Annotated in this window: 18 protein-coding genes and 2 pseudogenes; 6 read left to right on the forward strand and 14 right to left on the reverse strand. The window is 60.5% G+C overall.

Annotated elements, in window-relative coordinates:
• Positions 1-48: 48 nt before the first annotated feature.
• The 3 genes from So717_RS18290 to So717_RS18300 all read right to left on the reverse strand — a co-directional run bounded on the left by So717_RS18290 (position 49) and on the right by So717_RS18300 (position 2,357).
• Positions 49-1,200, reverse strand: coding sequence for a PLP-dependent transferase (locus tag So717_RS18290; RefSeq protein WP_159980037.1), 1,152 nt, complete (start codon positions 1,198-1,200; stop codon positions 49-51).
• Positions 1,193-1,864 (reverse strand): FadR/GntR family transcriptional regulator, encoded by a 672-nt coding sequence (locus So717_RS18295; protein WP_238841059.1) that lies wholly within the window; start codon positions 1,862-1,864, stop codon positions 1,193-1,195. The genes So717_RS18290 and So717_RS18295 overlap by 8 nt, the downstream gene beginning before the upstream one ends.
• A 151-nt stretch (positions 1,865-2,015) precedes the next feature.
• Positions 2,016-2,357, reverse strand: coding sequence for a hypothetical protein (locus tag So717_RS18300; protein WP_159980041.1), 342 nt, complete (start codon positions 2,355-2,357; stop codon positions 2,016-2,018).
• 435 nt (positions 2,358-2,792) lie between these two features.
• On the opposite strand from So717_RS18300, the pseudogene tnpC reads away from it, so the two are divergent.
• The 3 genes and pseudogenes from tnpC to So717_RS18320 all read left to right on the forward strand — a co-directional run.
• Positions 2,793-4,169, forward strand: a pseudogene (tnpC, locus tag So717_RS22775) (IS66 family transposase).
• 23 nt (positions 4,170-4,192) lie between these two features.
• A complete protein-coding gene (locus tag So717_RS18315; protein ID WP_159980043.1) occupies positions 4,193-4,594 on the forward strand; it encodes a hypothetical protein in 402 nt (133 codons plus the stop codon).
• 204 nt (positions 4,595-4,798) lie between these two features.
• Positions 4,799-5,041 (forward strand): annotated as a pseudogene (locus So717_RS18320) (integrase core domain-containing protein); the annotation flags it as partial.
• Between the two features lie 41 nt (positions 5,042-5,082).
• Here the strand turns inward: So717_RS18320 and So717_RS18325 are convergent.
• From So717_RS18325 to So717_RS18335, 3 genes are read right to left on the reverse strand one after another with little or no spacing between them, the layout of a single operon-like run.
• A complete protein-coding gene (locus So717_RS18325; protein ID WP_159980045.1) occupies positions 5,083-6,201 on the reverse strand; it encodes an ABC transporter permease in 1,119 nt (372 codons plus the stop codon).
• Positions 6,202-8,898 carry a ribosome-associated ATPase/putative transporter RbbA gene (gene rbbA, locus So717_RS18330; protein WP_159980047.1) on the reverse strand — a complete coding sequence of 899 codons (2,697 nt, stop codon included), beginning with the start codon at positions 8,896-8,898 and terminating at the stop codon, positions 6,202-6,204.
• Positions 8,895-9,890: an HlyD family secretion protein gene (locus tag So717_RS18335; protein WP_159980049.1), complete on the reverse strand. Its 996-nt coding sequence runs from the start codon at positions 9,888-9,890 to the stop codon at positions 8,895-8,897. Before So717_RS18335 ends, rbbA begins: the two co-directional genes overlap by 4 nt.
• Positions 9,891-10,103: 213 nt before the next feature.
• On the opposite strand from So717_RS18335, the gene So717_RS18340 reads away from it, so the two are divergent.
• Entirely contained in the window at positions 10,104-10,988 is an 885-nt protein-coding gene (locus tag So717_RS18340) for an MBL fold metallo-hydrolase (RefSeq protein WP_159980051.1), read from the forward strand.
• Positions 10,989-11,147: 159 nt separating this feature from the next.
• Here So717_RS18340 and So717_RS18345 read toward each other — a convergent pair whose 3' ends face one another.
• Complete coding sequence (locus tag So717_RS18345) at positions 11,148-12,458, reverse strand: ferredoxin reductase family protein (RefSeq protein WP_159980053.1); 1,311 nt, start codon at positions 12,456-12,458, stop codon at positions 11,148-11,150.
• Positions 12,459-12,620: 162 nt separating this feature from the next.
• On the opposite strand from So717_RS18345, the gene So717_RS18350 reads away from it, so the two are divergent.
• Both So717_RS18350 and So717_RS18355 read left to right on the forward strand, forming a co-directional pair.
• Positions 12,621-13,553 (forward strand): AraC family transcriptional regulator, encoded by a 933-nt coding sequence (locus So717_RS18350; RefSeq protein WP_159980055.1) that lies wholly within the window; start codon positions 12,621-12,623, stop codon positions 13,551-13,553.
• Positions 13,546-14,025, forward strand: a complete 480-nt coding sequence (locus So717_RS18355) for a TrmO family methyltransferase domain-containing protein (protein WP_159980057.1) — start codon at positions 13,546-13,548, stop codon at positions 14,023-14,025. The genes So717_RS18350 and So717_RS18355 overlap by 8 nt, the downstream gene beginning before the upstream one ends.
• Before the next feature lie 11 nt (positions 14,026-14,036).
• Here the strand turns inward: So717_RS18355 and So717_RS18360 are convergent, their stop codons facing one another.
• The 7 genes from So717_RS18360 to So717_RS18390 all read right to left on the reverse strand — a co-directional run bounded on the left by So717_RS18360 (position 14,037) and on the right by So717_RS18390 (position 22,322).
• Positions 14,037-14,804 carry an SDR family NAD(P)-dependent oxidoreductase gene (locus tag So717_RS18360; protein ID WP_159980059.1) on the reverse strand — a complete coding sequence of 256 codons (768 nt, stop codon included), beginning with the start codon at positions 14,802-14,804 and terminating at the stop codon, positions 14,037-14,039.
• Positions 14,805-14,817: 13 nt separating this feature from the next.
• The gene (locus tag So717_RS18365) at positions 14,818-16,005 is read right to left on the reverse strand and encodes an oxidoreductase (protein WP_159980061.1); all 1,188 of its coding nucleotides are present in this window, start codon (positions 16,003-16,005) and stop codon (positions 14,818-14,820) included.
• Positions 16,002-17,180 (reverse strand): AfsA-related hotdog domain-containing protein, encoded by a 1,179-nt coding sequence (locus tag So717_RS18370; protein ID WP_159980063.1) that lies wholly within the window; start codon positions 17,178-17,180, stop codon positions 16,002-16,004. The genes So717_RS18365 and So717_RS18370 overlap by 4 nt, the downstream gene beginning before the upstream one ends.
• A 159-nt stretch (positions 17,181-17,339) precedes the next feature.
• Entirely contained in the window at positions 17,340-18,749 is a 1,410-nt protein-coding gene (locus tag So717_RS18375) for an aminotransferase class I/II-fold pyridoxal phosphate-dependent enzyme (protein WP_159980064.1), read from the reverse strand.
• Positions 18,746-20,227 carry an HAD family hydrolase gene (locus So717_RS18380; protein WP_159980065.1) on the reverse strand — a complete coding sequence of 494 codons (1,482 nt, stop codon included), beginning with the start codon at positions 20,225-20,227 and terminating at the stop codon, positions 18,746-18,748. Before So717_RS18380 ends, So717_RS18375 begins: the two co-directional genes overlap by 4 nt.
• 125 nt (positions 20,228-20,352) lie before the next feature.
• The gene (locus So717_RS18385) at positions 20,353-21,537 is read right to left on the reverse strand and encodes a hypothetical protein (RefSeq protein ID WP_159980066.1); all 1,185 of its coding nucleotides are present in this window, start codon (positions 21,535-21,537) and stop codon (positions 20,353-20,355) included.
• Complete coding sequence (locus So717_RS18390; protein WP_159980067.1) at positions 21,537-22,322, reverse strand: outer membrane lipoprotein-sorting protein; 786 nt, start codon at positions 22,320-22,322, stop codon at positions 21,537-21,539. Before So717_RS18390 ends, So717_RS18385 begins: the two co-directional genes overlap by 1 nt.
• Between the last annotated feature and the right edge of the window lie 18 nt (positions 22,323-22,340).

Genomic DNA, 22,340 nt, shown 5'->3' on the forward strand with positions numbered 1-22,340 from the left:
TAGCAACTCCCTTCTCTTCTTACGTGGTTCATGTTTGGACCCTCTTCTTCAGGTCAGGCTTGCGCTCAGAGCGGCTTGAAAGTCCGCCCAGAGATCTTCGGCGTTTTCCAATCCAAGGTTCAGGCGCACCAGGTTTGGAGACACACCAAAGGTCTGCATAGAGTTGTGCGCCCCGGCCTGGGCCAGCCCCACGCGGGCCGGCAGCAGCAGGCTTTCGAACCCCCCCCAGCTGACGCCAAGGCGGAAAAGTCTCAGGGCATCGGAGAACGCCGGAATATCAACGCTGTCGTCAAATTCGATGGACATCAGTCCGGATCGACCGCTCAGACCGGGCACCGTGTTGGCACCTGGACTGTTCACTTTGCGCACCTGCGGGACTTGGCCTAGTCGGTCCACGAAAAGGTCAGCCGTCGCTTTGTGCAGCATCATCCGCGCGTTCAGCGTCCGCAATCCTCTGGTCAAGAGAAACGCTTCGAACGGCGCGAGCTTCGCACCTAGCAAAGGAAGGGTCAGATCACGGATGCGGGCGATATGAGCACGGGAGGACACCACCACGCCCGCAACCGTGTCCGAATGGCCCGAAATATACTTCGAGGCCGAATGCAGCACGATGTCGATCCCCAGTGTGATGGGACGTTGAAACACCGGGCTGGCCCAGGAATTGTCGATCATCGTCAAAGTGCCGTGGCGCCTGGCGTGCTCCGCAACGCGCGGCAGGTTCAGCGGTGCAAAAACAACCGAACTGGGGCTTTCCAGGTAAGCAACGGCAACGCCGTCCAAGAGGTCGGGATCGCTCTCAAAAGCACTGGCCGAATGGTACTGGATCTCCACTCCCATCGGACGCAGAATCTGCTCGAAGAAGCGGTAGGTGTCGGGATAGACATGTTCGACACATGCGATGCGGTCGAACGGTTTGATGAACGCCAAAACAGTCGAGCTGATCGCCGCCATGCCGGAGGCGAAGCCAACAGCCGCATCCCCCTCTTCCGCCCCTGCCATCAGGCTTTCAAAGGCCGCAACGGTCGGGTTCTGGACGCGCGTGTAAAGGGCGGTGTCGCTCTCACCCGCCATCCGCGCCTCAAAGGCCGCGTAGCTGTCGAACGAAAAAAGGGAGGTTTGTACTATGGGCGGCGTAACGGCACCCCCCTCATCCGCCAGAACCGATGCCAGAAGCGTTGCAATGTCAGGTTTATCAATCATCGCCCTGCCCCATAACTTGCATCACCTCGCGGATCTCACCCTCCACTAGGGCGAGTATCTGCTCCATGAGCGCCGCGGCCTGTTCGACATCGCCGGCCACGACGGCATCGGCCATCGGCCCATGCAATGGGATCGACGCTTGGCCGAGATGCGCTCGGCCGAAGGGCGCCTCATAAATCTCATTGAAGCCTTGTTGAATCTGCTGGATGAGCTGACCAAACAAGGGGTTCCCACATGCGTCTTGGAGGGCCGCGTGGAACCGATAGTCCGCTGGCCTCCAGTCTTCCCCGGCCTCATAGACCGCCAAAAGCTCAGCGCAGCGCGCGATGATGATGCGCCGGTGTGTCTCATCGCAATTCTTTGCGGCAAGGCGGACCGTTTCAATCTCAAGCGGCCGGCGGACGGCGTGCGTCCGCAACAGGCTTTCTGCCTCCAGTTTCACCGTCACCGGAAGCTGGATTGCGTTCGAAGACACCTCCGCAGCCAGGCGTGTTCCGGCTTTCTTGTTCCGCGTGACGATCCCCATGTTTTGCCAGGATGTCAGCGCCTCACGCACCTTTGCACGGCTTATGCCAAGACCTTGGGCAATTTCGATCTCCGGTGGCAGACGGTCACCAACCTTGAGCTGATTGAGCTCGATCGCACGGGTCAGAGCATCAAGCACGTCTCGACTTGAGCATCCGCTCGACAAAGCTTCAAAAGCAAAGACCGGGGATCGTTCGGGCACACGCATTCCTTTTTGACAACAAGCAAGAATCAACGTGAACCAGCTTCCACATAATGTCCGACATAATCAAGTATAATGTCCGACATTATTACATGATAGATTTGCGGTTTGTTTCTCCCTCTGGGCTACCTGATGCCAAACCCTTGTTGTCACATAGGTTTACGAGCAGGTGTGCGGCTGCCCAATTGACCACCGCGTCGCCATACACCGCCACGTTGAGAGGAGAGTTAGATTGAGAGCTGACAGTCATCCACGGTTTAGCTTTAAAAGCATTGGGCTCATGCCAGATGTCGCTGTAAAGTATGAGAATGATGGGTACAGCTCGGCCTTGAAAATAAACAAAAATTTCAAGCCAGATATATCCGTCCGTTTTTGCGGCTCTGACGGGGCAAAGGGTGCGCTGATAATGTCGACCATTGATAGTGGACATCTTGAGGCAATCTGTGGCGGACAAGAAGGGTCAGAAGAAGCGGTTCTGGTCGGACGAGGAGAAGCAGTCGATTTCAGATCAGGCGCGGGTTCCCGGCATTTCTGTCGCGCAGGTTGGGCGTCGGTATTCGATGAACGCTAACTTGATCCACAAATGGCTGCGTGATCCACGTTTTGCGCCATCCTAGACCGAGCCGGGACATGATATTGAGGTCCCCGACTTTATCGAAGTTGCTGTCACTACACCTGATTTCCCGGTCATTGCCGACACCGGCACAGCAATTGCCGCTGGCGGTCTTTCAGCTAAGCGGGTGGACATAACGCTGTCGGATGGGCGACGCATTCTGATTGAAGGCTCAACATCGCTGATGGCGATTGTTGGCCTGGTTCAGGGTTTAACTGATTGATCCCGGTTCCAAGCAATACCCGTGTTTGGTTGGCCGCCGGGGTCACGGACATGCGACGTGGGTTCAATACGCTGGCTGCGCAAGCTGAGAAGCTCAAGGCGGAGTTGGCGGGCCACCGCAAGGCGCGTTTTGGGGCAAAGTCAGAGAGCATGGATCAGCTCGCTCTAAATCTGGTGGATGATATTGAGATTGGGACTGCGGCAGAAGAACAGAAGGCACAGTCGTCTACCGAGGCCAAACCCAAACGCCAGTATTCTCGCAAACCACTGCCCGATCATTTGGAGCGGCGCGAACAAGTTTTGTCACCGGGCGTACGTGCGGCGGAGTGTTGCGCCAGGTCGGCGAGGACATCACTGAAGAGCTGGAATACATCCCCGGTCGTTTTGTCGCAAACAGGATCGTCCGCCCCCGCATGGCCTGCAAGGACTGCGAGAGCTTCACCCAAGCTGATCTGCCTTCGCGACCGATTGAACGTGGTCGTCTTGGCCCTGGCCTGTTGGCGCACGTACTGGTCGGCAAATATTGCGATCACCTGCTGCGTGATCGGCAGTCCAAAATCTGCGCCCGAGATCAGGTAGACCTACATCGCTCGACACTCACCGATTGGGTAGACGCTGTACGGCATTGCTAGAACCCTTGGCGGATCACATCGGTACGTTGGTCAGGGATGGGCCCGCGCTGTTCTCAGATGACACGCCAGTCAAACTGCAAACCAAAACTAAATCAAAGAAGACCCAGACCCCGCGCCTCTGGAGCTACCTCCGCGATGAAAGGCCCTGGAGCGGCCAAGCCCCGCCTTGTGTGTGGTATCAGTTCAGCGTGGATCGCAAGGGCGAACACCCAGCGACGCATCTGAAAGGCTACACTGGCACCGTGCATGCCGACGGATTCACTGGCTTCAATGGCTTGTTCGGCGAGGGCAAGGCGCATGAACAGGCGTGCCTCGTGCATGTTTGCCGGAAATTTATCGATGAGTTCGAGCGTACCGGCTCAGAGATCGCCAAGGGGGCCATTTTACGGATCGCGCAACTCTATGCCGTCGAGAAGATGGCAAAGGGCAAACCCGCTGACGCGCGCGCTAAACTGCACATGGAACATGCCGAGGCGATCCGCTACGCCTTGGGCCGGTTGCCCGAAGCCCGCGCCTATTTGAGCGATGGCCACTTTTAGCCCGATAACGACATCTGTGAACGTTCCATTCGTCCCGTCGCCTTGGGCCGCAAAACTACCTCTTCATGGGATCGGTCGGCGGAGGCAAGGCCGCTGCCCCCGCATACACCCTGATCGAAACGGCTAAGATGAACGGTGTAGACCCCGAAGCTTGGCTGACCTGGGTCCTGGAGCGGTTGCCGCATCATAAGGTCAACCGCATTCATGAACTCATGCCATGGGTTTGGACGGAGTGAGCAGGTTGTCAAAGCGCGGGAACATGAACCTTTTGCTCTCCCTGGTCGCCTGCTTTGCAGCTGTCCAAGTCGGTGCTTTGGTCGTCTGCATCGGGATCATGACCCTCGATGACGGTCTGTTATCTGTACTGGAAGGGATCGCCGTCTGGGCAATCGCGCAACCTGTGATACTTCCAGTAGCGCTGCTGTCGTCCCCGATTGGCGCGTTAGTGCGAATGGTACTCGGCTTTGTGTTTGAGCAGCCCGCAAAGGTCGCAATGACTGTCCGGGTAGCCGTCGGCGTCATAGGCGCAGCCGCCTGGGGGCTAATCCTATTGATTGGTTCTCTCGCAGGGTTTTGCGGCGGCCTCACATGGTGGCGGATCGAAAAACCCTACTTGGATCGTCTCAATACAGGGGACCCGATGCCGCATAGTGACGCTTAAGCACTTACCGCCGCCATCGTAGCGCTACCCTTCATCATCTGGTTCATGCGCATGGGCACGAGCGCACCGATACGAACGCGAACCGGCAAGATGCGCGCCGAGCGATCACGCAACGCAACCTATCGCGATACAGACTGGATGACTGAGAGCGAAGCCGCAGATCTTTCCCGGGCGGCCATGCGCTTCGACATGATCTGCGAAGCAAATGAGATTGAACACCGACGGACCAAACCGAGCCATCCATGGACCAACGAGCAGGTCGAACGCATGAACCGAATGATCAAGGATGCGACGGTGAAAAGGTATCACTGCGACACCCACGAGCGTCTTCGCAGCCACCTCGCCGGCTTCCTGGATGCGTATAACTTTGCACGCCGCTTGAAGGCGCTGAGAGGTCTCACGCCCTACGAATACATCTGCAAAAACTGGACCGCAGAGCCAGATTGATTCATCCTAAACCCGATCCACCGGATGCCGGGACTGAACAACTAGTTATTCACGGATCGCCTGAACATCAGTAGGCTGGCAGTAAGTAACACAATCCCCAATGCCGCCATCCACAGAAATTCGGACCAAACGACGTTGATATTCGCGCCCTTAAACGCAATTGCCTGGCTCGCTGACATGTAGTGTCGGGACGGCAGTATCAGAGTTCCGGCTTGCAGCCACTCAGGTTGCCCTTCGACCGGCGTTTCACCGCCAGATAGCATCAGCATCGGTAGAATTGTGAGCATCACCAAGAGGGCGAATTGCGCCATGGAGCGTGCGACAGTAGCCAGAAAGACGCCCATCGCCGTGGCGGTGAAGAGAAACAATGCGGTGCCCAACAAGAAGAGCGAGGTCGATCCGGCGATGGTGATCCCAAGGGTTCCGCGCATCACAAAGACGAGCGACAGGGCGGTTGCAGCCAGAACGACCGCTGCATTGGCCCAGATCTTGGCAATCGCGATGTCGAAGGGTGTAAGCGGCATGGCGAGCAGATGTTCGATGGTGCCGTGTTCGCGTTCGCGGATCATAGCGGCCCCCGTCAGGATGGTGGTCAGCCACATGATCTGGCCGATCAAGGCGACGATGCCTGCAAACCGAACGGTATCACGGTTGGGGTTGAAGCCGCTGCGCATCGTGAGCGTGATGGGCGAGGGTTCGACCAGCTCGCGCCCCAAGGCGAAGCGCTGGATTTCCGCAGCTAGGATACTGGTGATATAACGAGCACCGATTCCAGCCTGTTCCATGGCGGTGGCATCGATCAGGACCTGAATCTCGGGTGTGCGCCCGGCACGGATGTCGCGTTCGAACCCAGGGGGGATCGCGACCACAAAGAGAAATCTCCCCGCGTCCATATGCGCAGGCCCCGACCCCGGTTCGATCTGCACCACGGGCTGGAACTCCGGCGGGAAGAACGAGGCGGCCATCGCGCGTGACAGGGGGGAATTGTCTTCATCTGCAAAGGCAATCGAGGCGTTGTTGACGGAGTTCGCGACCCCCGTCGCCTCCATGACCGGGGCGAGCGTGAAGGACCAGACCAGCAAGGCCATCATCACCCAGTCGCGGCGCAGGCTGACCATTTCCTTCAGACCCAGCCAGAAGATGCCTGAGATCCGCCGCATTCACTTCTCCTGTGCGCGCAGGGATAGCGCGGCGACGGCGGTCAGCACCGGTCCGAAACAGGCAAGCGCCAGCAGGTCGGGGCCAAGCGCCTCCCAGCTCAACCCCTTGGTGAAGGCACCGACATTGAGGTGCAGGAAGTAGGACGAGGGCCAGAGCGAACCGATTATCTGCGCCCCCCCTTCCAGCGTCGAGACCGGCTGCAAAAGGCCAGAGAACTGGATTGTCGGCACCACGGAGGCGATGGCGGTGGCAAAGGTGGCCGCGACCTGATTGGACGTCATTGTCGCAATAACCAACCCATAGGACGTGGTGGCCCAAACGTAGAGCAGCGCGCCGATGGCCAGTGGTGCGGGATTGCCCTTGAGCGGTACGTCGAAGACCACGACGGTCATGGCGGCCAGCAATAGAAAATTGGCAAAGGCAATCGCGATGTATGGCAGTTGTTTGCCGACGAGAAACTCGAGCCGCGTGGTAGGCGTGACGTAGAAATTTGTCACCGACCCCAGTTCCTTCTCGCGCGCAACGCTGACCGCCGTCAACACAGCCGGTAGCATGATGAGCAGGATCGCGGGCATCGCGGGGGCCATCGCGGCGATGCTCTCGAAACTCTGGTTGTACCGGTAGCGCGGTTCGATCCGGGCTACCTCCCGCTGCGCCTTTCCAGCCTCTCTTGCGAGCGTGTCGAGAAACGTCTGGTGCAACCCGTAGACGTAGCCCTCAACAGTTTCGCCCTTGAAGGGAATAGCGCCGTCGACCGTTGCGAGTACCTCTGTCGGCTCCCCGGCGCGCAGTTTGCGCCCGAAGTCGGGCGGCAGTTCCACCACTAGCGAGATCTCTCCCGCCGCCAGCTGTGTTTGGCCATCGGCAGCGCTGCGCAGGGGCGTGGTTGGGCTGAAATAGCGCGAGCCCGCGATTTCGGCGGTGTAGCTGCGGCTTTCGGGGCTTTGCGACAAGTCGAGCACGGCAAAGTCCAGGTCCTCGATGTCGAGTGTGATCCCGAAGCAGAAGACCAGCATCAGAATGGCCGAGCCGAGAAACGCGAAGGCGAGGCGTACCGGGTCCCGCAATATCTCGACCGTCTCGCGGCGGCCATAGGCGAGGGCCCGGGTGGCGCCGCCGCCGAAGCCGGCCTTTGTGGGCAGATCCTCCACCTGTGGTGCTGTCGCTGGTTCTGGGGGTTCTGCACGTTCCAGGATCGCGACGAAGGCGTCTTCGAGGGTGTTTGCCGCTTCGGCTGCCATCAACGCCTCCGGCGTGCCCTCTGCCAGAACCCGACCGGCGTGCATGAAGGACACCCGGTCGCAGCGCTCGGCCTCGCCCATGAAGTGGGTCGAGACGAAGATCGTCACGCTTTCGTCCAGCGAGAGTTCTTCCAGCAGAACCCAGAAGGTGTCGCGCGCTGCGGGATCGACCCCTGATGTCGGTTCATCGAGGATGAGAACGCGTGGCCGGTGAATGACCGCAACCGCAAGCGACAGGCGCTGCTTGAGACCAAGCGGCAGCGTCGCGGCCAGCGTGTCGCGATGCGCGGCCAGCCCGAAACGCTGGGTCAATTCGTCAATGCGCGCGGCCTGTTCGGGGATATCAAAGATGCGGGCGTGCAGCAGCAGGTTCTGATAAACCGTCAGCTCGCCATAGAGCGAAAACGCCTGGCTCATGTAGCCGATCTCACGATGCATATCGCGATCGCGCCCGTCGACCGGTTGGCCAAAGAGCAGCGCGTCTCCCGCGCTTGCGGGCAGCAGCCCGGTGAGCATTTTCATGGTCGTCGATTTGCCGCAGCCATTCGATCCGAGAAATCCGAAGATCTCGCCCCGGTTGATTGAGAAATCAACGCTGTCGACGGCGATAAAATCACCAAAGCGCCGGGTCAGCCTGCGGGCGATGATCACCGGGTCCGGCGCGATGCGCCGCCGCGCCTGACGCGCTGTCTGGATCGTCGGTCCGGTGCCGGCCCGAAGCTGGCGATAGGCGGTCTCGAGGTCTCTCTCGGTGCCCCTCAACTCCGCCGGGGCGCCCTGAAAGAGGATGCGGCCTGCATCCATGGCGACGATGCTGTCAAACCTCTCGGCCTCGTCCATATAGGCGGTGGAGACGATCACCGAGAGCGACCTGTTATCCCGCCGGATCGCGTCGATGAGCGACCAGAATTGCCGGCGGGACAGCGGGTCGACGCCGGTTGTCGGCTCGTCGAGCACCAGCAGCTTGGGGTCGTGGATCAGTGCGCAGCACAGTCCCAGCTTTTGCTTCATGCCGCCGGAGAGTTTGCCCATCAGCCGGTCGGCAAAGGGCGACAGCCCGGTTGCGGAAAGCAGGGCCGCAATGCGGATCTCGCGCTCCTGCTGGCCCTGACCGAAGAGGCGCGCGAAGAACTCCAGATTCTCGCGCACCGACAATTCCGCATAGAGGTTGCGCCCCAGACCCTGCGGCATGAAGGCGATGTCGGAGCAGACGCGGCGGCGATGCGCCGCATCGTCAATGGAGCCGCCCAGCACCTCGATGGAGCCCGACTGCAGCGCCTTGGCTCCGGTGATCAGCCCCAGAAGGGTCGATTTACCCACGCCGTCGGGCCCGATGAGCCCGATCAGGCGACCCGCGGGCAGGTCCAGCGACAGCGCATCGAGGGCGATGTGCTTGCGGTACTGATGCGTCACGCCTGAGACGCGGATCGCACCGGGGGGCTCTTCCCTGCTCATTCGAACAGCTCGGGCGGGATGCGCCGTTCAAGCGGTTCGGGCCAGGGCGCACCCCGGTCCATCTGGATGATCGCAACGCCGCGGACGCCGGTCTTCACATGTTCGATTCGCCCGGCGATCAGGTCTTCGGGGATGCGGACGCGCACACGAAAGACAAGCTGCTCGCGCTCGCTCATGGTTTCCACTTGCTTCGGCGTGAACTGCGCCTCTGGCGAGACGAATGTGACAGTGGAGGGGATCGCGAAGTCGGGCAGGGCGTCCAGCACGATGCGGGCCTCGGCGCCAATAGGCAGTAGCCCGGCCTCGCGCGCGGGCAGGAAGACCTCCATATAGACGTTTTCGAGGCTGAGCAGCGTCATGATCGGCCCGCCCGAGCCAACCACTTCGCCCGGTTCCGCAAGCCGGTAGAGCACGCGCCCCGCCATCGGCGCAAAGAGCGTGCTGTCCTCGATCTGTGATGCGATCCTGCGCACCTCGGCCTGGGCCGCCGCGATCTGGCTGTCCGCGGTTGCCACGCGGGCCTTGGCCGCTCCGAGAACCGCCTCGGCGACCTGATGGTCCGTCTCCCGATCCTCGAAAACGCTGGTTGAGATGTTGTCGCCCGCGAGCAGGGATCTGGCGCGCACGAACTCTTGCGCGGCGCGGCGCTCCTCGCTCTGGCGCTGCACCACGATGGCCTCGGCTTCGGCCTTGCTCTGGCGGGCCAGCGCAACCTCGGCCTTCGCACGGTCGAGCGCTGCGGAGAGTTCGTCGGTGTCCATCTTGACGAGAACATCGCCGGAGGCCACGAGACTGCCTTCGGAGGCCATAACCTGCGCCACGCGCCCCGCCAAGGTGGGTGCGATTTCCACCTCTTCGGCTTCGATCCTGCCATTTCCCTGAACGAAGCCCGGCGGCAACTCCTGCGGGTCGTCGGACAGGAAAAAGAAGGACGCGGCCCCGGCTACCAGCAAGGCTCCCGCGGCAAGCGTCGTGCGTGTGGATGGTTTCATGATCTGGCGCTCTGTCGTTGATCCCGTCTTGCACATAAACCCGACTCACTTGCGCCGCCTTGCGCTTGATCAAGTCGCGATCAATGTGAGCGCGGAGACAGATCTCGACGGTTTTTGACATTGGTCAATGCGCCGCGTCGCACCAGCGCCAATCTGCACCTGTGCTGCGGTGCCCGGTCACGGGACCGTTTCCCAATCAAAGTGGAGAAAACCATGGCGCAGTATCCTGTGACGCTGGACGTTCCTCCCGAGGTCGCCTCGTTTTTCGATCCCCAGACCAACACGGTCAGCCACGTGGTGATGGATCCGACCTCGCATGCCTGCGCTGTCATCGATCCGGTGATGGATATCGACTACGCGGCAGGCCGGATCAGTTATGACCACGCCGACGAGATCATCGCCTATATCAGGAAGTTCAAGCTGCAGCTGGAGTGGCTAATCGAGACGCATGTGCATGCCGATCACCTGTCAGCCGCGCCCTACATTCAGTCAGAACTCGGCGGCAAGATCGGGATTGGGGATCAGATCACCGTTGTGCAGGAGACTTTTGGCAAGGTGTTCAACGAAGGCACGGCGTTTCAGCGCGACGGCTCGCAGTTCGATCGCCTGTTCAAGGATGGCGACACGTATGAGGTTGGTGAAATGACCGCCTTCGCGATGCATACCCCGGGCCATACGCCGGCCTGCATGGTGCATGTCTTTGGCGACGCGGCCTTCGTGGGTGACACCCTGTTCATGCCGGACGCCGGGTCTGCGCGGGCCGATTTTCCGGGCGGAGATGCGGGCCAGCTCTACGATTCCATTCAGAAGGTTCTGGCGCTGCCCGACAAGATGCGGCTTTTCATGTGCCATGACTACGGCCCCGGCGGGCGCGACATCATGTGGGAGACGACCGTGGCGGAGGAAAAGGCCGAAAACATCCACGTCGGGCAGGGAAAGACCCGTGAGGAGTTCATAAAGTTCCGGCAGGCGCGCGATGCGCTCTTGGATATGCCAAAGCTGATCCTTCCGTCGCTTCAGGTGAACATGCGCGCGGGCGAAGTGCCGAAGACGGACGACGGAAAGCCGATGCTGAAGGTGCCGATCAACGCGATTTGAGTGGCGGTCTGGGCCCATGTCGCCCGGCCAGGGGCGCTGGCGCGGTGCCGCCTTTGCGGTCAGCGCGATGCGAAGGCGACAAGCCCGCCGACAAGCAAGGCGTTGACGAGTGCCACGGTCCACCAGATGCGTTTTTCCTGGGGTCTTTGCCAGAACCACTTAGTCATATTGAAACCTTTCGGACAGGATGCGGTCTGCAGAGACGGCGCAAGCCATGAGCACCTCTTCCACGCTGGTCATCATCCGCGGCGGGCCGCAGAGCACGAAAACCCAGGATGAGAGTCGATCGTCGCTGAAGACCCGGTCAAGAAGCGCTGAATCAACAACGCCGGTCAGCCCAGTCCAGCCCTCGGGTGGCTCCTGCAGGATGTGAAAGACCTGTGTTCCTTCGACGCCAGAAAGATCCGCGATCTCGTCTTCAAAGACGATCTGGTCGCGGGTGCGATTGGCGTAGATCAGAACCGCTTGGCGTGGATCGCCCGTCTGGACGAGGTCCCGCAAGATGCCCAGAAGCGGTGCGATGCCGACTCCTCCGGCGATCAGGGCGATGCCGGGTTCCGGGCGCCCGTCGACCGTCAGGGTGCCGTGCGGGCCATCGATATAGGAGCGGTCGCCCACTTTGACCTGATCGAAGTGAGAAGTGCAATCACCCAGCTCCTTGATGATGAAGCTCATGTCCGCACCTGAACTGGGTCCCGAACTGATCGAGAAGGGGTTCTCGTACAGCGAAAATGGTGAATGGCCTATGTTGAGCCAGACGAACTGGCCCGCCTTGTAGGCCAAACCGGCGTGCCCGTCGGGCGTGATCGTCAGGCCCCACTGGTGTGGTGCCAGGCGCGCAATCGCAGAGACCCGCCAGGGATGGCTGCGCTGATAGGCGGGCTTGAGTCCGTAGACAGCAATAAGTGAGAAGACGGCGAGGGCCGCCATGATACTCCACATCCAGACCATCCGTGGATCGGCGCTGTAGCGGCCCGCGCTCAGCGCGTGGTGCAGCAGCAGCGCCACAATCAGCAAGGCTCCAAGCCCGTGCAGCAGCCGCCATCGTTCGTATTTGTAGCCAAGCGCGTCGTGATTGATGGCGGCCAGCAGGAATGCGGGCAGAAGAACGAAGGCGAGAATGCCGGTGATCAGCGACGGGAAATCGCTCGTCAGTGTCAACTGCCGCGTTGGATCCCAGGGTCTGTCTGGACCCGGTAGCCAGTGATAGGCGAAGGGATGCAGCAGGGCAAAAGCCAGTGCCGTTCGCGCCATGAGCTGATGGAACCGGATCGTCCGGTCCAGCCCCAACCCGGACGAGACGGTCCGGAAGCGTTCCGAGAGGACGAACTGGACGAGGATCATGGCAAAGGCGACCAAACCCAGCCCGGAGGCGATTTCGTTGCTAAAGGAGCGCGGCGGCGTGTTCGACGCCCAGGAGAGCAGCAGAGGCAGCCCGGCGACCGCGAGATAGAGCAGGATCAGACCCATCCGCAAGCATTTGTGTTTCGAAGCAAGACGGAACCGACCACGCTGTTGCCATGCCACGGCTCACCGGTACGGTCCCCAGATCTTGGAGCACAGCTTCTTACGCAGCTTGAGGCACTGCAGTAAGCAATTGCCACAGGCGGGTACGACGGGCATGAGGACAGCATGGCACTGTCCAAGACCTATCCGATAAAGCGTCAAACCGCCGTCGACTACCACAGACGTGTCGAGCGGGTGATCGACCTCATCCGCGCAGACCCGGCGCGCCCGGTCTCGGTGCGCGAACTGGCCGCCCATGCCCCGTTTTCGAAGTTTCACTTTCACCGGGTCTTCAAAGCGATGACCGGCGAAACCATTGCGCAGTGCATTATCCGTTTGCGCCTCGAAGCTGCTACGCAGGCTCTGGCCTACCAGCCGAAGACGTCGCTCACCCAGATTGCCTTGGAGTGCGGATTCTCAGGCAGCGCACATTTCTCCAAGGCTTTTCGGAAGGTCTATGGCTGCACGCCCACGCAATTTCGCAAGGACCACCCAACCGGGTTCAGAATGCGCAGGATTGGCAAAGACAGGGACGAGACGGCCCCCTATGTCGAGGACATGAACGTGACCGTCGACATCAGACCGGTGCCTGAAAGGACCCTGGCCAGCCTGCGCCTCGTTGGCCCCTATACCCATACCGGAATCAGTTCCACCTATGCTGAGCTTGGCCAGTGGTACAGCTCTGCCGTGGGTGAGACCCTTCCCAACGAAGCGATCAGCATCACCTGGTCCGATCCGACCCTGGCTGAGCAGGAGACGCTGCGGCTGGATGCCTGCTATGAGGTGCCCGAGGGCACAGCGGTCTCAGGCAGAGTGGCTCTGCGTAAGCTGGGAGGTGGGCGGACCGCCTGCGTTGATGCATCTCTGGCCGTGTCAGACATGCATCTGATCGCTGGCCTGTGGGATTGGCTCTTTGCGCGGTGGTTACCACAGTCTGGCGCCGCACTGGCGGATGAACCGTCTTACGAGATCTACCGTAGGACCGAGGACCAGACAGGTTTCGATGTCACGCTCTGCCTTCCTTTGATTGACCCCAACGCGGACCTTGACCATGACTGACCCTCTCACTCTCTCCCCAATTGGCCATACCGACACGCAGGACGGTGGCTTTATAATCCAGCTGTGGCCGAACACGCGCCCCGGGCTGACCGGCCTGTCCGGGTTCAGCCATGCCATCGTCCTTTGGTGGGCGCATAACGCAGACAGCGCCGAGGCGCGCACGCGTTTGAGCATTCAATCCCCCTACACGGCCACCTCTGCCAACATCGGTGTCTTTGCGACGCGATCCGAAGCGCGGCCCAATCCAATCGGGATGTCCGTGATCTCAATCGCCGCCATCGATCCCGATGCAGGACGGGTAGACGCGCATTATTTCGACATGTTGCCCGGTACCCCGATTCTCGATCTGAAGCCTTACTTCCCGGCCTCAGATCGCGTGAGCGACGCGCGGGTGCCTGCACATTTCGACCACTGGCCGACGTCCCTAGAGGCCTCCGCCACGTTCGACTGGGACCGCGAATTCCGGCACTAAAAGGCGCGTGCCTAGAACTTCCCGGCCGAAGCGCCGCCGTCGATTGGGAAGACCGCGCCGGTGACATAGGCCGCCTGGCTGGAGAGCAGCCAGGCGACGATTTGCGACACGTCCTCGGGCCGACCGAGGCGGCGCATGGCGGTCACGCGGAGCTTCTGTTTCGTGCGCTCCGGGTCCTTCGCCAGCGCCTCTTCGGTGTTCATCCCACCTGAGATCGGGCCGGGGGCCACCACGTTGATGCGTATCTCCGGGTCGCGCGCGTTCTCAATGGCCGCCGCCTGGCTGAGACCAATTACGCCGAACTTGGAGGCAACGTAAGCGGGCTGCCCCGGCACCGCCGTGACTCCGGCGAGAGAGCTGTTGTTGACGATGGCACCGCCGCCGGTCTCGCGCATGGCGCGGATCTGCGCGCGCAGGCAATAGTAAACCCCGGTCAGATTGACATCTATCGCCTGACGCCAGACCGCTGGATCGCTCTGCGCCAGCGGGGCCACGGGCACGGTGATCCCGGCGTTGTTGAAGGCGGCATCAAGCCGGCCATGATCGGCCACGATCTGTGCAACCAGCGCCTCGGCGGCGCCGTCCTCGGCCACGTCACATTGCAGAAAGCGGACATCCAGCCCCTCGCCGGTCAGTGCCGTCTCCGCCTCGACGCCCGCGTCGGCCCGGCGGCCACAGATGATGACCTGATGGCCGTCCTGGGCCAGATGACGCGCGGTTGTCAGGCCCATGCCCTGGGTGCCGCCGGTGACAAGTGTAACAGGTGTGTGCGTGTTCATGATTTTCCAAACCTTATGAGAGAGCGGCCATGTCACCCTGTGGGGGGCGCAGATATTTGGGGTTCACACAGCAATAGACGCGGTCGAAGCCGGGATTGTACTTGTCCTTGAAGCACAGCCCGTCCCACCGGCATCGGTGCACATCGGCCTCGCGACCGGAGAGCTCTTTGCGAATGAGGTCATTGTCGGCCAGCAGTGCCCGCGCCATGGGGATGTAGTCGATGACGCCCTCCTCGATCAGGCGGCAGCCCTCGGTGAGGCTGCCGATGAACCCGGCATAGCCAACGGGCAGATCCGTCCGCGTGCGGAACGCCTTGACCTGCTCTGCTACCATGGCGCGCACCTCGGGCGTGTTGCTCGACATGGCGCCAAATGTGTCGGCGACGCAGAAGGACACCTCGAAGATATCTACCCCCGCTGCCTCAAGGGCCGGCAAAGCCGGGTAGATATCTTCGGGCAGCATGCCATCTGCGCCCAGCAGGTCATTGATCTGCAGTCGCAGCCCCAGCACCACGTCATCCCCAATGGCTGCGCGCACGGCGTCGACAACCTCGATAACACAGCGCGCCCGCTTCAGCGGGGTGCCGCCATAGCCGTCTGTGCGGTGGTTCGTTGCTTTGGACAAAAAGCTCGACAGCAGATAGCCGTTGGCCCCCTGCAACTGCACAAACCGCGCTCCGGCCTGACGTGCCCGGCGCGCCGCGGCGCTGAACTGGCCAATCACGGTCTGAATGTCCGAGCGGGTCATCTCGCGGAACTGGAAATCCGGGTCGAGTGTTTTCAGCGATGTGTTCGCGATGCCGCTTGGCGTCAAAAGCACATCGGTCGGCGTGCACATGGTCATGCCCTGCCCACCGTAATGCTGCAGCTGAACGCCGATGACCACATCGCGCGCGGCCCCCTCGCGCAACAGCGGCGCCAAAGCCTGCTCCTGCGCGTCGCTAAAGAGCTTCAGCGCACGGGGCAGCAGCGCGGTGTCCGGCGACACGGCGGCATTGGACAGGATGATCCCGCCTGCACCGCCGTCCATGATCCCACGATAAAAGGCCGTGAGATCCGGCGACATACAGCCGTCCTCTTCGGCCATATCAAGCCCCATGGAGGCCAGCACCACGCGGTTCTTGAAGGTGACACCGCGCACCGTCATCGGCTGCATGGCCCGGGTATAGCGCGCGTCATAAGGGGCTTGCGGAGCACTCATGCCGGAACCTCCAGGGTCGCATCCAGATGCGAGTAGTTCTTGATGGCCTCACACCATTTCCGCTTACCGTCGAGTGACATATCGAACATGTCGAGCTGCCCCCCTACACCCTCAGCCTCCACCGTCAGTGCACGGGGCTGTGCCTTGCCGTCGACATAACCGATGCCGTCGATGCAGATCACAAAGGTTAGCGGCGCATCGGCCTGCGGCTGCTTTGAAAAGACAATATCCATACCCGTTTCGGAGACTTTGCGCAGCTTGCCTTCGATGCGTTTGCCCGATGGGTCGTGGAACAGCACCGAGGGCGCAAACCCCTTGATCGGAACAAACCAGTCATCCGGCTCGGGCTTGGTGCTGCGCAGGCGTCGGAAGAGCTTCATAGTGATCGACAGCCCAACGATGTTGATGCAGGCCACGCGCTTGCCGCGCTGGTAAAACTCGGCCCGGCGCCCCTCAAAAGGCCCGGTGCGTGCCTCTTCCGGCACATCGACCGGATCGACCGACAGCATGACCGGATAATTGGCGTCGACGTAATCGTCGAATTCGCATGTCATCGACTTGATGGTGATGGTCACATCGCCGCGCTTGAATTGAGCCGAACGGTAGATCTGCGCGTACATCGCCTGCCGCGCCACCTCGATCAACATGATCCCGGGTACGTGTTCGTGATGTTTGCGGTAGAAGAAATAGTTCTTCAGATCGTTGATCATACAGAAGCTTTGCCGATCTGTGCGCAGGTTGCAGGGCAGACGGTCGGTGATCTTTGCCAACCGGCTGCGCGTGGCTGGACTGATCCGCGGCGTTTGGCCGGGCCGGAGGGCGGCCAGCTTTTCTTCCAGATGTTCGGGGATGAATTTGGCGTGCAGACGTAAGCCCCGGGACGCGACGGTGTAATAGTCCGCCACCCAGTCAAACCCCGGCTGCCCCGCAGCATCACGCGGAAGCACGGGTGGCACCGAAGTTCGCAGAAACACCCTTTGGCCATCGTGCAGCGCACCCGCCTCGTAATGCGCGTGTAACAGACTATGCTCCTCTGCGCTGAGGTCGAGCCGGGCCAGCGCATCGGGGTGCACCCAGGTCGGGATATCGCTGCGCATGTTGGAGACGAGGATATCGTCGTCATGGTCTTTGTGGATCAGCCGGGGCGGAACCGGGATATGTTCAAAAACGGACATAGTGGAACTCCTGACAGTCTGATTTGCGGATCAGGTCCCGATGCCAGTGGTCAACTGCGGGCAGCCCTTTTGGATCGACGACGGCAGACGTCGTCAGAGGGCGTGATCCAGGGGTGGAGATGATAGCCCGCGCCGGGGGCCCGGCGTAGGCCTTAGGATTTATGGCATGGGCTGCATCGCATCTTCGCTGGTGTCATCTGCCTCTTGCGACGATGCGGTTTTGCGGGCCATCAACTGCTCCTGATAGGTTTCCGCCCAAGCGATCGCATCTGCAATGATATCGACCGCTTTGATCAACGTGGCGTGGTCATGCTCCGGGCTCATGGACAGGCGGAACCGGGCCTTGCCGCGCGACACAACCGGATACTCCAGAATGGTGGTCACCAGACCCTCATGGAACGCCTTGGCGCAGGCCAGCCGGGCGACGTTTTCTGGCCCCACATGCAAGGACACGATGGGAGAAGGTGCGCCATAGACGGCGATGCCGTGATGGGCCGCGCGGTCCCGCGTAACCTCGATGTTCGACGCCAGCTTTGCCCGTCGTTCGTCGCCTTCCGGCCCGGCGGCAAGCTCCAGCCCGGTGCGTGCGACGGCGATCTGCATCGGAGACAGCGAGGTGGAGTAGGTGTAGGGTCCGGAAAAGCAGATGGCGGAGAACAAAACGCCCAGGTTTGATGTGGTCAAAAACCCGCCGTTGGTGGCAAAGGCCTTGGAAAAGGCCCCGACCACGATCAGATCAGGATCGCCAAGGATCCCTTGTGTGCCCAAGGTGCCGGTGCCGCGCGGCCCGGTGCAGCCAAGATCGTGGCAGATGTCGACCAGCAGCGCCGCCTTGCCGGCCTTGCAGATCGCAAGCAGCTCCTTGATGTCTGGCGCATCGCCATCCATCGAATAAAGCCCCTCGGTCACCACAAGCACGCCGGCCTTGGGCGCCTCCTTGCGGATGCGGGCAAGCCGTTCCGCCACCTCCGCATTGTCGAGGTGCTTGAATTTGATGACATTCTTGCAGGAGGCATTGGCGCCCTGTTTCAGGCTTTGGTGTGCATATTCGTCGATCAGGATGTAGTCATCGGGGCGCGCGATGGCAGCCACACCGCCGAAAGATGCGCCCCAACCGGTGGGAAACAACATGCCGTGGTCGTGCTGCATGTGCCGCGCCATCCAGGTCTCAAACGCACCGGAGTCCGGTGAATTCCCCAGGAGAGGGCCGGTGTTCACACTATGCAGCCGCTTGGTATCCAAAGCGGTCTGTGCGGCCGCCTTGAGCTTTGGGTGGTCAGACAAGCCCATATAGTCCACCGTCGAGAGGTTGATGCCGCTGAAATGCCGCCCCGCGAGGTCCCGCACGGTGGCTTGTGTCCCCGGATCGCCGACAACCTGTAGCCGGTGGCTGAAAACACCAGCCTGAAGCCGCCGCCGCAACCAGCCTTCAAGCCCCTGGAACCGGTCGAGGATATGGTCTGCGTTCGGGTTGAAATACCGCATCTGCCCTTTGTTCAACACACCATCAGCAGTCAGCAGGTCTGTGTTGGGGAATTTGTCTTCGAATTCATAAATGGATGGGTTCATTTGACTTCACTCCAGTTTTCGTCATCAAACATGACCGGTTTTCCGAGATCGATACGCTCCAGCAGATCGTGCAGGTCTATTCCGGCAAAGGCGCGCCTGTGAGATCGCGTTCCGACAATCAATTGCCCAGCATCCATTCGCTTTCGAATGATATCGGCAATCACCTGTTTCTTTTCCGCTGCCAATTCGAACGTCCTTTCCCAGCCTTTCAGAAAGCGCTGGATTTCCGCGCTGCTGCGGTCTTCGTTTTTCAAGAAACACCGGCGCGCGCGGCGCACTGCCCCGGAGGACAGGACCCGGCTGCGGGTGAAAAGCGGGGTTTGGATACCCAGGGCGTCGATTGCCTTGGGGTCATTCACATTCATCTCGTCCCGTGACAGCGTAAGTATGCGGTCAAACAGGCAATGCTCCAGATCGATGCAGGTCAGTGTGCCACTGTCCTTGCGCAGGAAGGTGTTCCTCGGGCGCCAATCGGCGTTGCTGATGATGTAGGCCGCCGCCGCATGGGCCCCGACCTCTTCGGCGATGGACGCATCGCAATCCCCGTCCCGCCACAGCTCGCCCTCGGCGGGAGATGTAAAGAGAATGGGCTCGCTGGTGTCGGTCAGGAAAGCGCGCGGAACGGTCACACCCAAAAGCGCCATCAGCTCATGCGCGGTCAGCTCCACATGCACGCTGCTCGGGTCGAGAAAGCGCTTGGCGTACCAGACCTGAGGCGCGCCGGTGTCGGAATGGCCGTACACACGGGCGACAACATTATACATGCCGAGGTCTTTGTCGTTGAGCTGATCGATCTTATCGACCGTGAACGTCCCGCGATCCGTCTCGACAGTCTGACCAGACCGCAGCAATGGCTCAGCGGACATCGATGTCCAAAGCAATTCACTGATATGGTTGACGGATTCCGCACGCGGCGCGGTCCCTATATGAATGGGCCGCATATGAAGGTTCAGCGGCCCGTCATAGTCATTTTTCGCGTCATCCCCGAAAAACATGCACTCCTGTGGTGTGACATCCAGCGCCTGACAGACGCCCATATAGGCCTCGGGCATGGGCTTGCGGTGGCCCGTGTCGCTGGACCAATGAATGACATCAAAGTATCGATCCAGCCCGAGATCGTAGAAGGGTTTCTTGAAGATCTGCGCCACATTCGACAGCACCGCCAGCTTCAATCCGCGCCGGTGCAGGAAGGCCAGCAAAGGCTCCACACCCCGGATGACTTCGGCCTGCGCCAAATGCGCGCTCAGCAAACCTTCTGTATGTGCAATCTCTTCCGGCGTGGCGTCGCGGCCCAGGATGGTTTCCAGAAAACCGGCTAGCGCGGCCCGATCATTGGCAAACTCAAGTGTCATGGACTGGCGCAGCGCCTCGGGCGAGATGCGGATGCCAAAATACCGCGCCAGCTTCCGCAACAACGGTCGGGTTTCGAGATTGATAAGCGTGCCGTAGACATCAAAAATAGCGACGCGCTTTTCCACCTGTGTATTCCGGGGTTGAACCCAGGGGGTTTTTACAAGCGTTTGTGTGTGCACCATCCTTCTATCCTCTCAGATTGGGTCTGATAAATTGATTTGGCTGATGGGAAATTGACCAGTGTATCTCATCAGAAATACCACTCCAGGCTGACAAATAGCTGATCGATATCGCGAGAATTGAAGAGGCCATCGCTCTGATCAGATGCATCGGCGTAGATGTATTCGAAAGACGCGCGCAAATTGTCGGAGATCCGCGAACTCACATTGAAGGAGCCGATGAAATCGCCATCGTCGGTATCAATGATGACCCCGAGTTCAATTTCGGTATCGAAGGTGTTGGACAGCCGAAATTGTGTTCCGAGGAATATGTCGTTTTCGAAAGCGACTGATGGATCGTCGCGGCGTGAATCATGATAGTATTCCGCAAAGAGCGAGGTTTCCGAAGGAATTCCAATGATATCGCCGATGATGTATTCGACGCCCAGAATGGCTGACCAATAGGTGCTGTCGCTGTCTGGCCAGACCTTCACGCCCTCGAATTTGTAGAGCAAAGGGCCAGTGGTGTACTGCGCCTCCGCCCCAATCTGCTCGCCCTGCACGTAATTGGGGATCAGGGTGTTCGTCGCCGTATCCACTTGGAATTCGGGTTGGCGCAGGGTCCCGTCAAAGGCAAAGATGCCATATTCCAGATTGCCCACACCCCCCGACAGGCGCAGGGCAAAATCGGTGTGATCCGCGCCATCGCTCGCTTCAAACGTGCTTCTGCTGTCGTCGACGGGCAAGCCGAGGCCCCAGGTTCGGCCTGTGGCGCCGAAATCCAGTTCTTCGAACCCCGGCAGAACAAAGGCCTCAACCGTCACCGACGGCGCAAAGTAGCGCACCGCGATCATGCGCTGACCCAGCCCCTGATCAAAGAACTGGTCGCGGATCTGGTCGCGCTGGTTGATCACATTTACGACGTTGCGCCCCTCGGCCACGCCCCAGAACACCAGGTCGTAGCCTGCGTCGATCTGCCAGTTTCCCCGCTGCCAGGTCAGCTTGGCGATTGTCGGGTCGATATAGCTGCCATCCAGACCATCCAGGTTGGTGCGACCATAAAGCCGCAGGTCATAAGACAGGCTGTCGGTCAACGCGCCGCCGGAGCGGATTTCACCGGTGAGACTGTAAATCTGACGCGGCTCTCCATCAAAGGTGAGGAAATTCCGCGCTTCGATCCCGACGAACCCATCAAGCGAAAAGGTGTCCGCACCTGCGGGCAGAGCCAGCGCAAGCGACAGGGCAGCCGCCGGGCGTATGATGCGGACAGAGGCCATCACGACACCCGCTGGAACCGGTTGGCGCTGAAGTTCGATTCAGCCGTGCCGGTGGCCGTGAAGGTAGAAAAGGAGATCTGGGTGGTGCTGCCCTTGGCGTGATCTGTCATCACCAGGAGATGCGGCCGCCAAATGGCCCCGCCGCCGTAGGATTTGTACCGGCTGAGCTGCAGCGTTTTCACATGCTCGCCCCGACGGTTGAAGTAATGGTTTTGCACCGGCTGATAGTGCGACGGGTCAAGATAGGAGCGCAGCGCGGCATAGCCTGTGCCCGAATATGTCGGGGCATAATCGACCTGGATCAGCGTCTTGCCTCCTACAGAGGCATTCGCCGCAGCGCTGAACTTGAATTTCTCCAGCTCGAAGGAGGATAGATCTTCATAGGCGAAATCGCTGCCCACGAACGCACCGCTGCGGTTGGAGGAGGAGATCCGCTTGACCCGGCCTACCGACGGCAGCAGCAGCCATTGCTGATCGTTCCCGTCAAGCGCCGAATGCGTCAGGACCGACACACCCCGCACGTCCGCCGGGCTGGAAAAGACGTTGATCACGCGGTTGCCCGAGTTGGACGTCTCCAGCACATATTGGCGCATTTTGCGTTCGGTGCTGCGGCCCCGAGCGGTGATGGTCATGGTCACATCGGCCATCGAATTTGTCAGGCCGCGCCGCATTTCGCGGCTCTTGCGCATGATGTCCTCGGGGTTGCTGGCCAGGGCGAACCGGGGAAGCGTGATTGCTGCGACACCAGTGGCCAGCAGGGTCCGGCGGGAAATCTTGGTAGACATGGTTTTTCCTTTCAACTT

Source organism: Roseobacter cerasinus (genome assembly GCF_009811755.1).
Lineage (GTDB): Bacteria > Pseudomonadota > Alphaproteobacteria > Rhodobacterales > Rhodobacteraceae > Roseobacter > Roseobacter cerasinus.

Excerpts from the sequence above, each read along its gene's own strand:
- So717_RS18345 (WP_159980053.1), bottom strand. The coding sequence starts at position 12,458 with ATGGGTCTGATCCTGCTCTATCTCGCGGTCGCCGGGCTGCCTCTGCTG.
- So717_RS18300 (WP_159980041.1), bottom strand. The coding sequence starts at position 2,357 with ATGTCCACTATCAATGGTCGACATTATCAGCGCACCCTTTGCCCCGTC.
- So717_RS18315 (WP_159980043.1), top strand. The coding sequence starts at position 4,193 with ATGAACCTTTTGCTCTCCCTGGTCGCCTGCTTTGCAGCTGTCCAAGTC.
- So717_RS18365 (WP_159980061.1), bottom strand. The coding sequence starts at position 16,005 with ATGAGTGCTCCGCAAGCCCCTTATGACGCGCGCTATACCCGGGCCATG.
- rbbA (WP_159980047.1), bottom strand. The coding sequence starts at position 8,898 with ATGAGCAGGGAAGAGCCCCCCGGTGCGATCCGCGTCTCAGGCGTGACG.
- So717_RS18350 (WP_159980055.1), top strand. The coding sequence starts at position 12,621 with ATGGCACTGTCCAAGACCTATCCGATAAAGCGTCAAACCGCCGTCGAC.
- So717_RS18385 (WP_159980066.1), bottom strand. The coding sequence starts at position 21,537 with ATGGCCTCTGTCCGCATCATACGCCCGGCGGCTGCCCTGTCGCTTGCG.
- So717_RS18290 (WP_159980037.1), bottom strand. The coding sequence starts at position 1,200 with ATGATTGATAAACCTGACATTGCAACGCTTCTGGCATCGGTTCTGGCG.
- So717_RS18325 (WP_159980045.1), bottom strand. The coding sequence starts at position 6,201 with ATGCGGCGGATCTCAGGCATCTTCTGGCTGGGTCTGAAGGAAATGGTC.
- So717_RS18375 (WP_159980064.1), bottom strand. The coding sequence starts at position 18,749 with ATGAACCCATCCATTTATGAATTCGAAGACAAATTCCCCAACACAGAC.
- So717_RS18360 (WP_159980059.1), bottom strand. The coding sequence starts at position 14,804 with ATGAACACGCACACACCTGTTACACTTGTCACCGGCGGCACCCAGGGC.
- So717_RS18355 (WP_159980057.1), top strand. The coding sequence starts at position 13,546 with ATGACTGACCCTCTCACTCTCTCCCCAATTGGCCATACCGACACGCAG.
- So717_RS18335 (WP_159980049.1), bottom strand. The coding sequence starts at position 9,890 with ATGAAACCATCCACACGCACGACGCTTGCCGCGGGAGCCTTGCTGGTA.
- So717_RS18370 (WP_159980063.1), bottom strand. The coding sequence starts at position 17,180 with ATGTCCGTTTTTGAACATATCCCGGTTCCGCCCCGGCTGATCCACAAA.
- So717_RS18340 (WP_159980051.1), top strand. The coding sequence starts at position 10,104 with ATGGCGCAGTATCCTGTGACGCTGGACGTTCCTCCCGAGGTCGCCTCG.
- So717_RS18390 (WP_159980067.1), bottom strand. The coding sequence starts at position 22,322 with ATGTCTACCAAGATTTCCCGCCGGACCCTGCTGGCCACTGGTGTCGCA.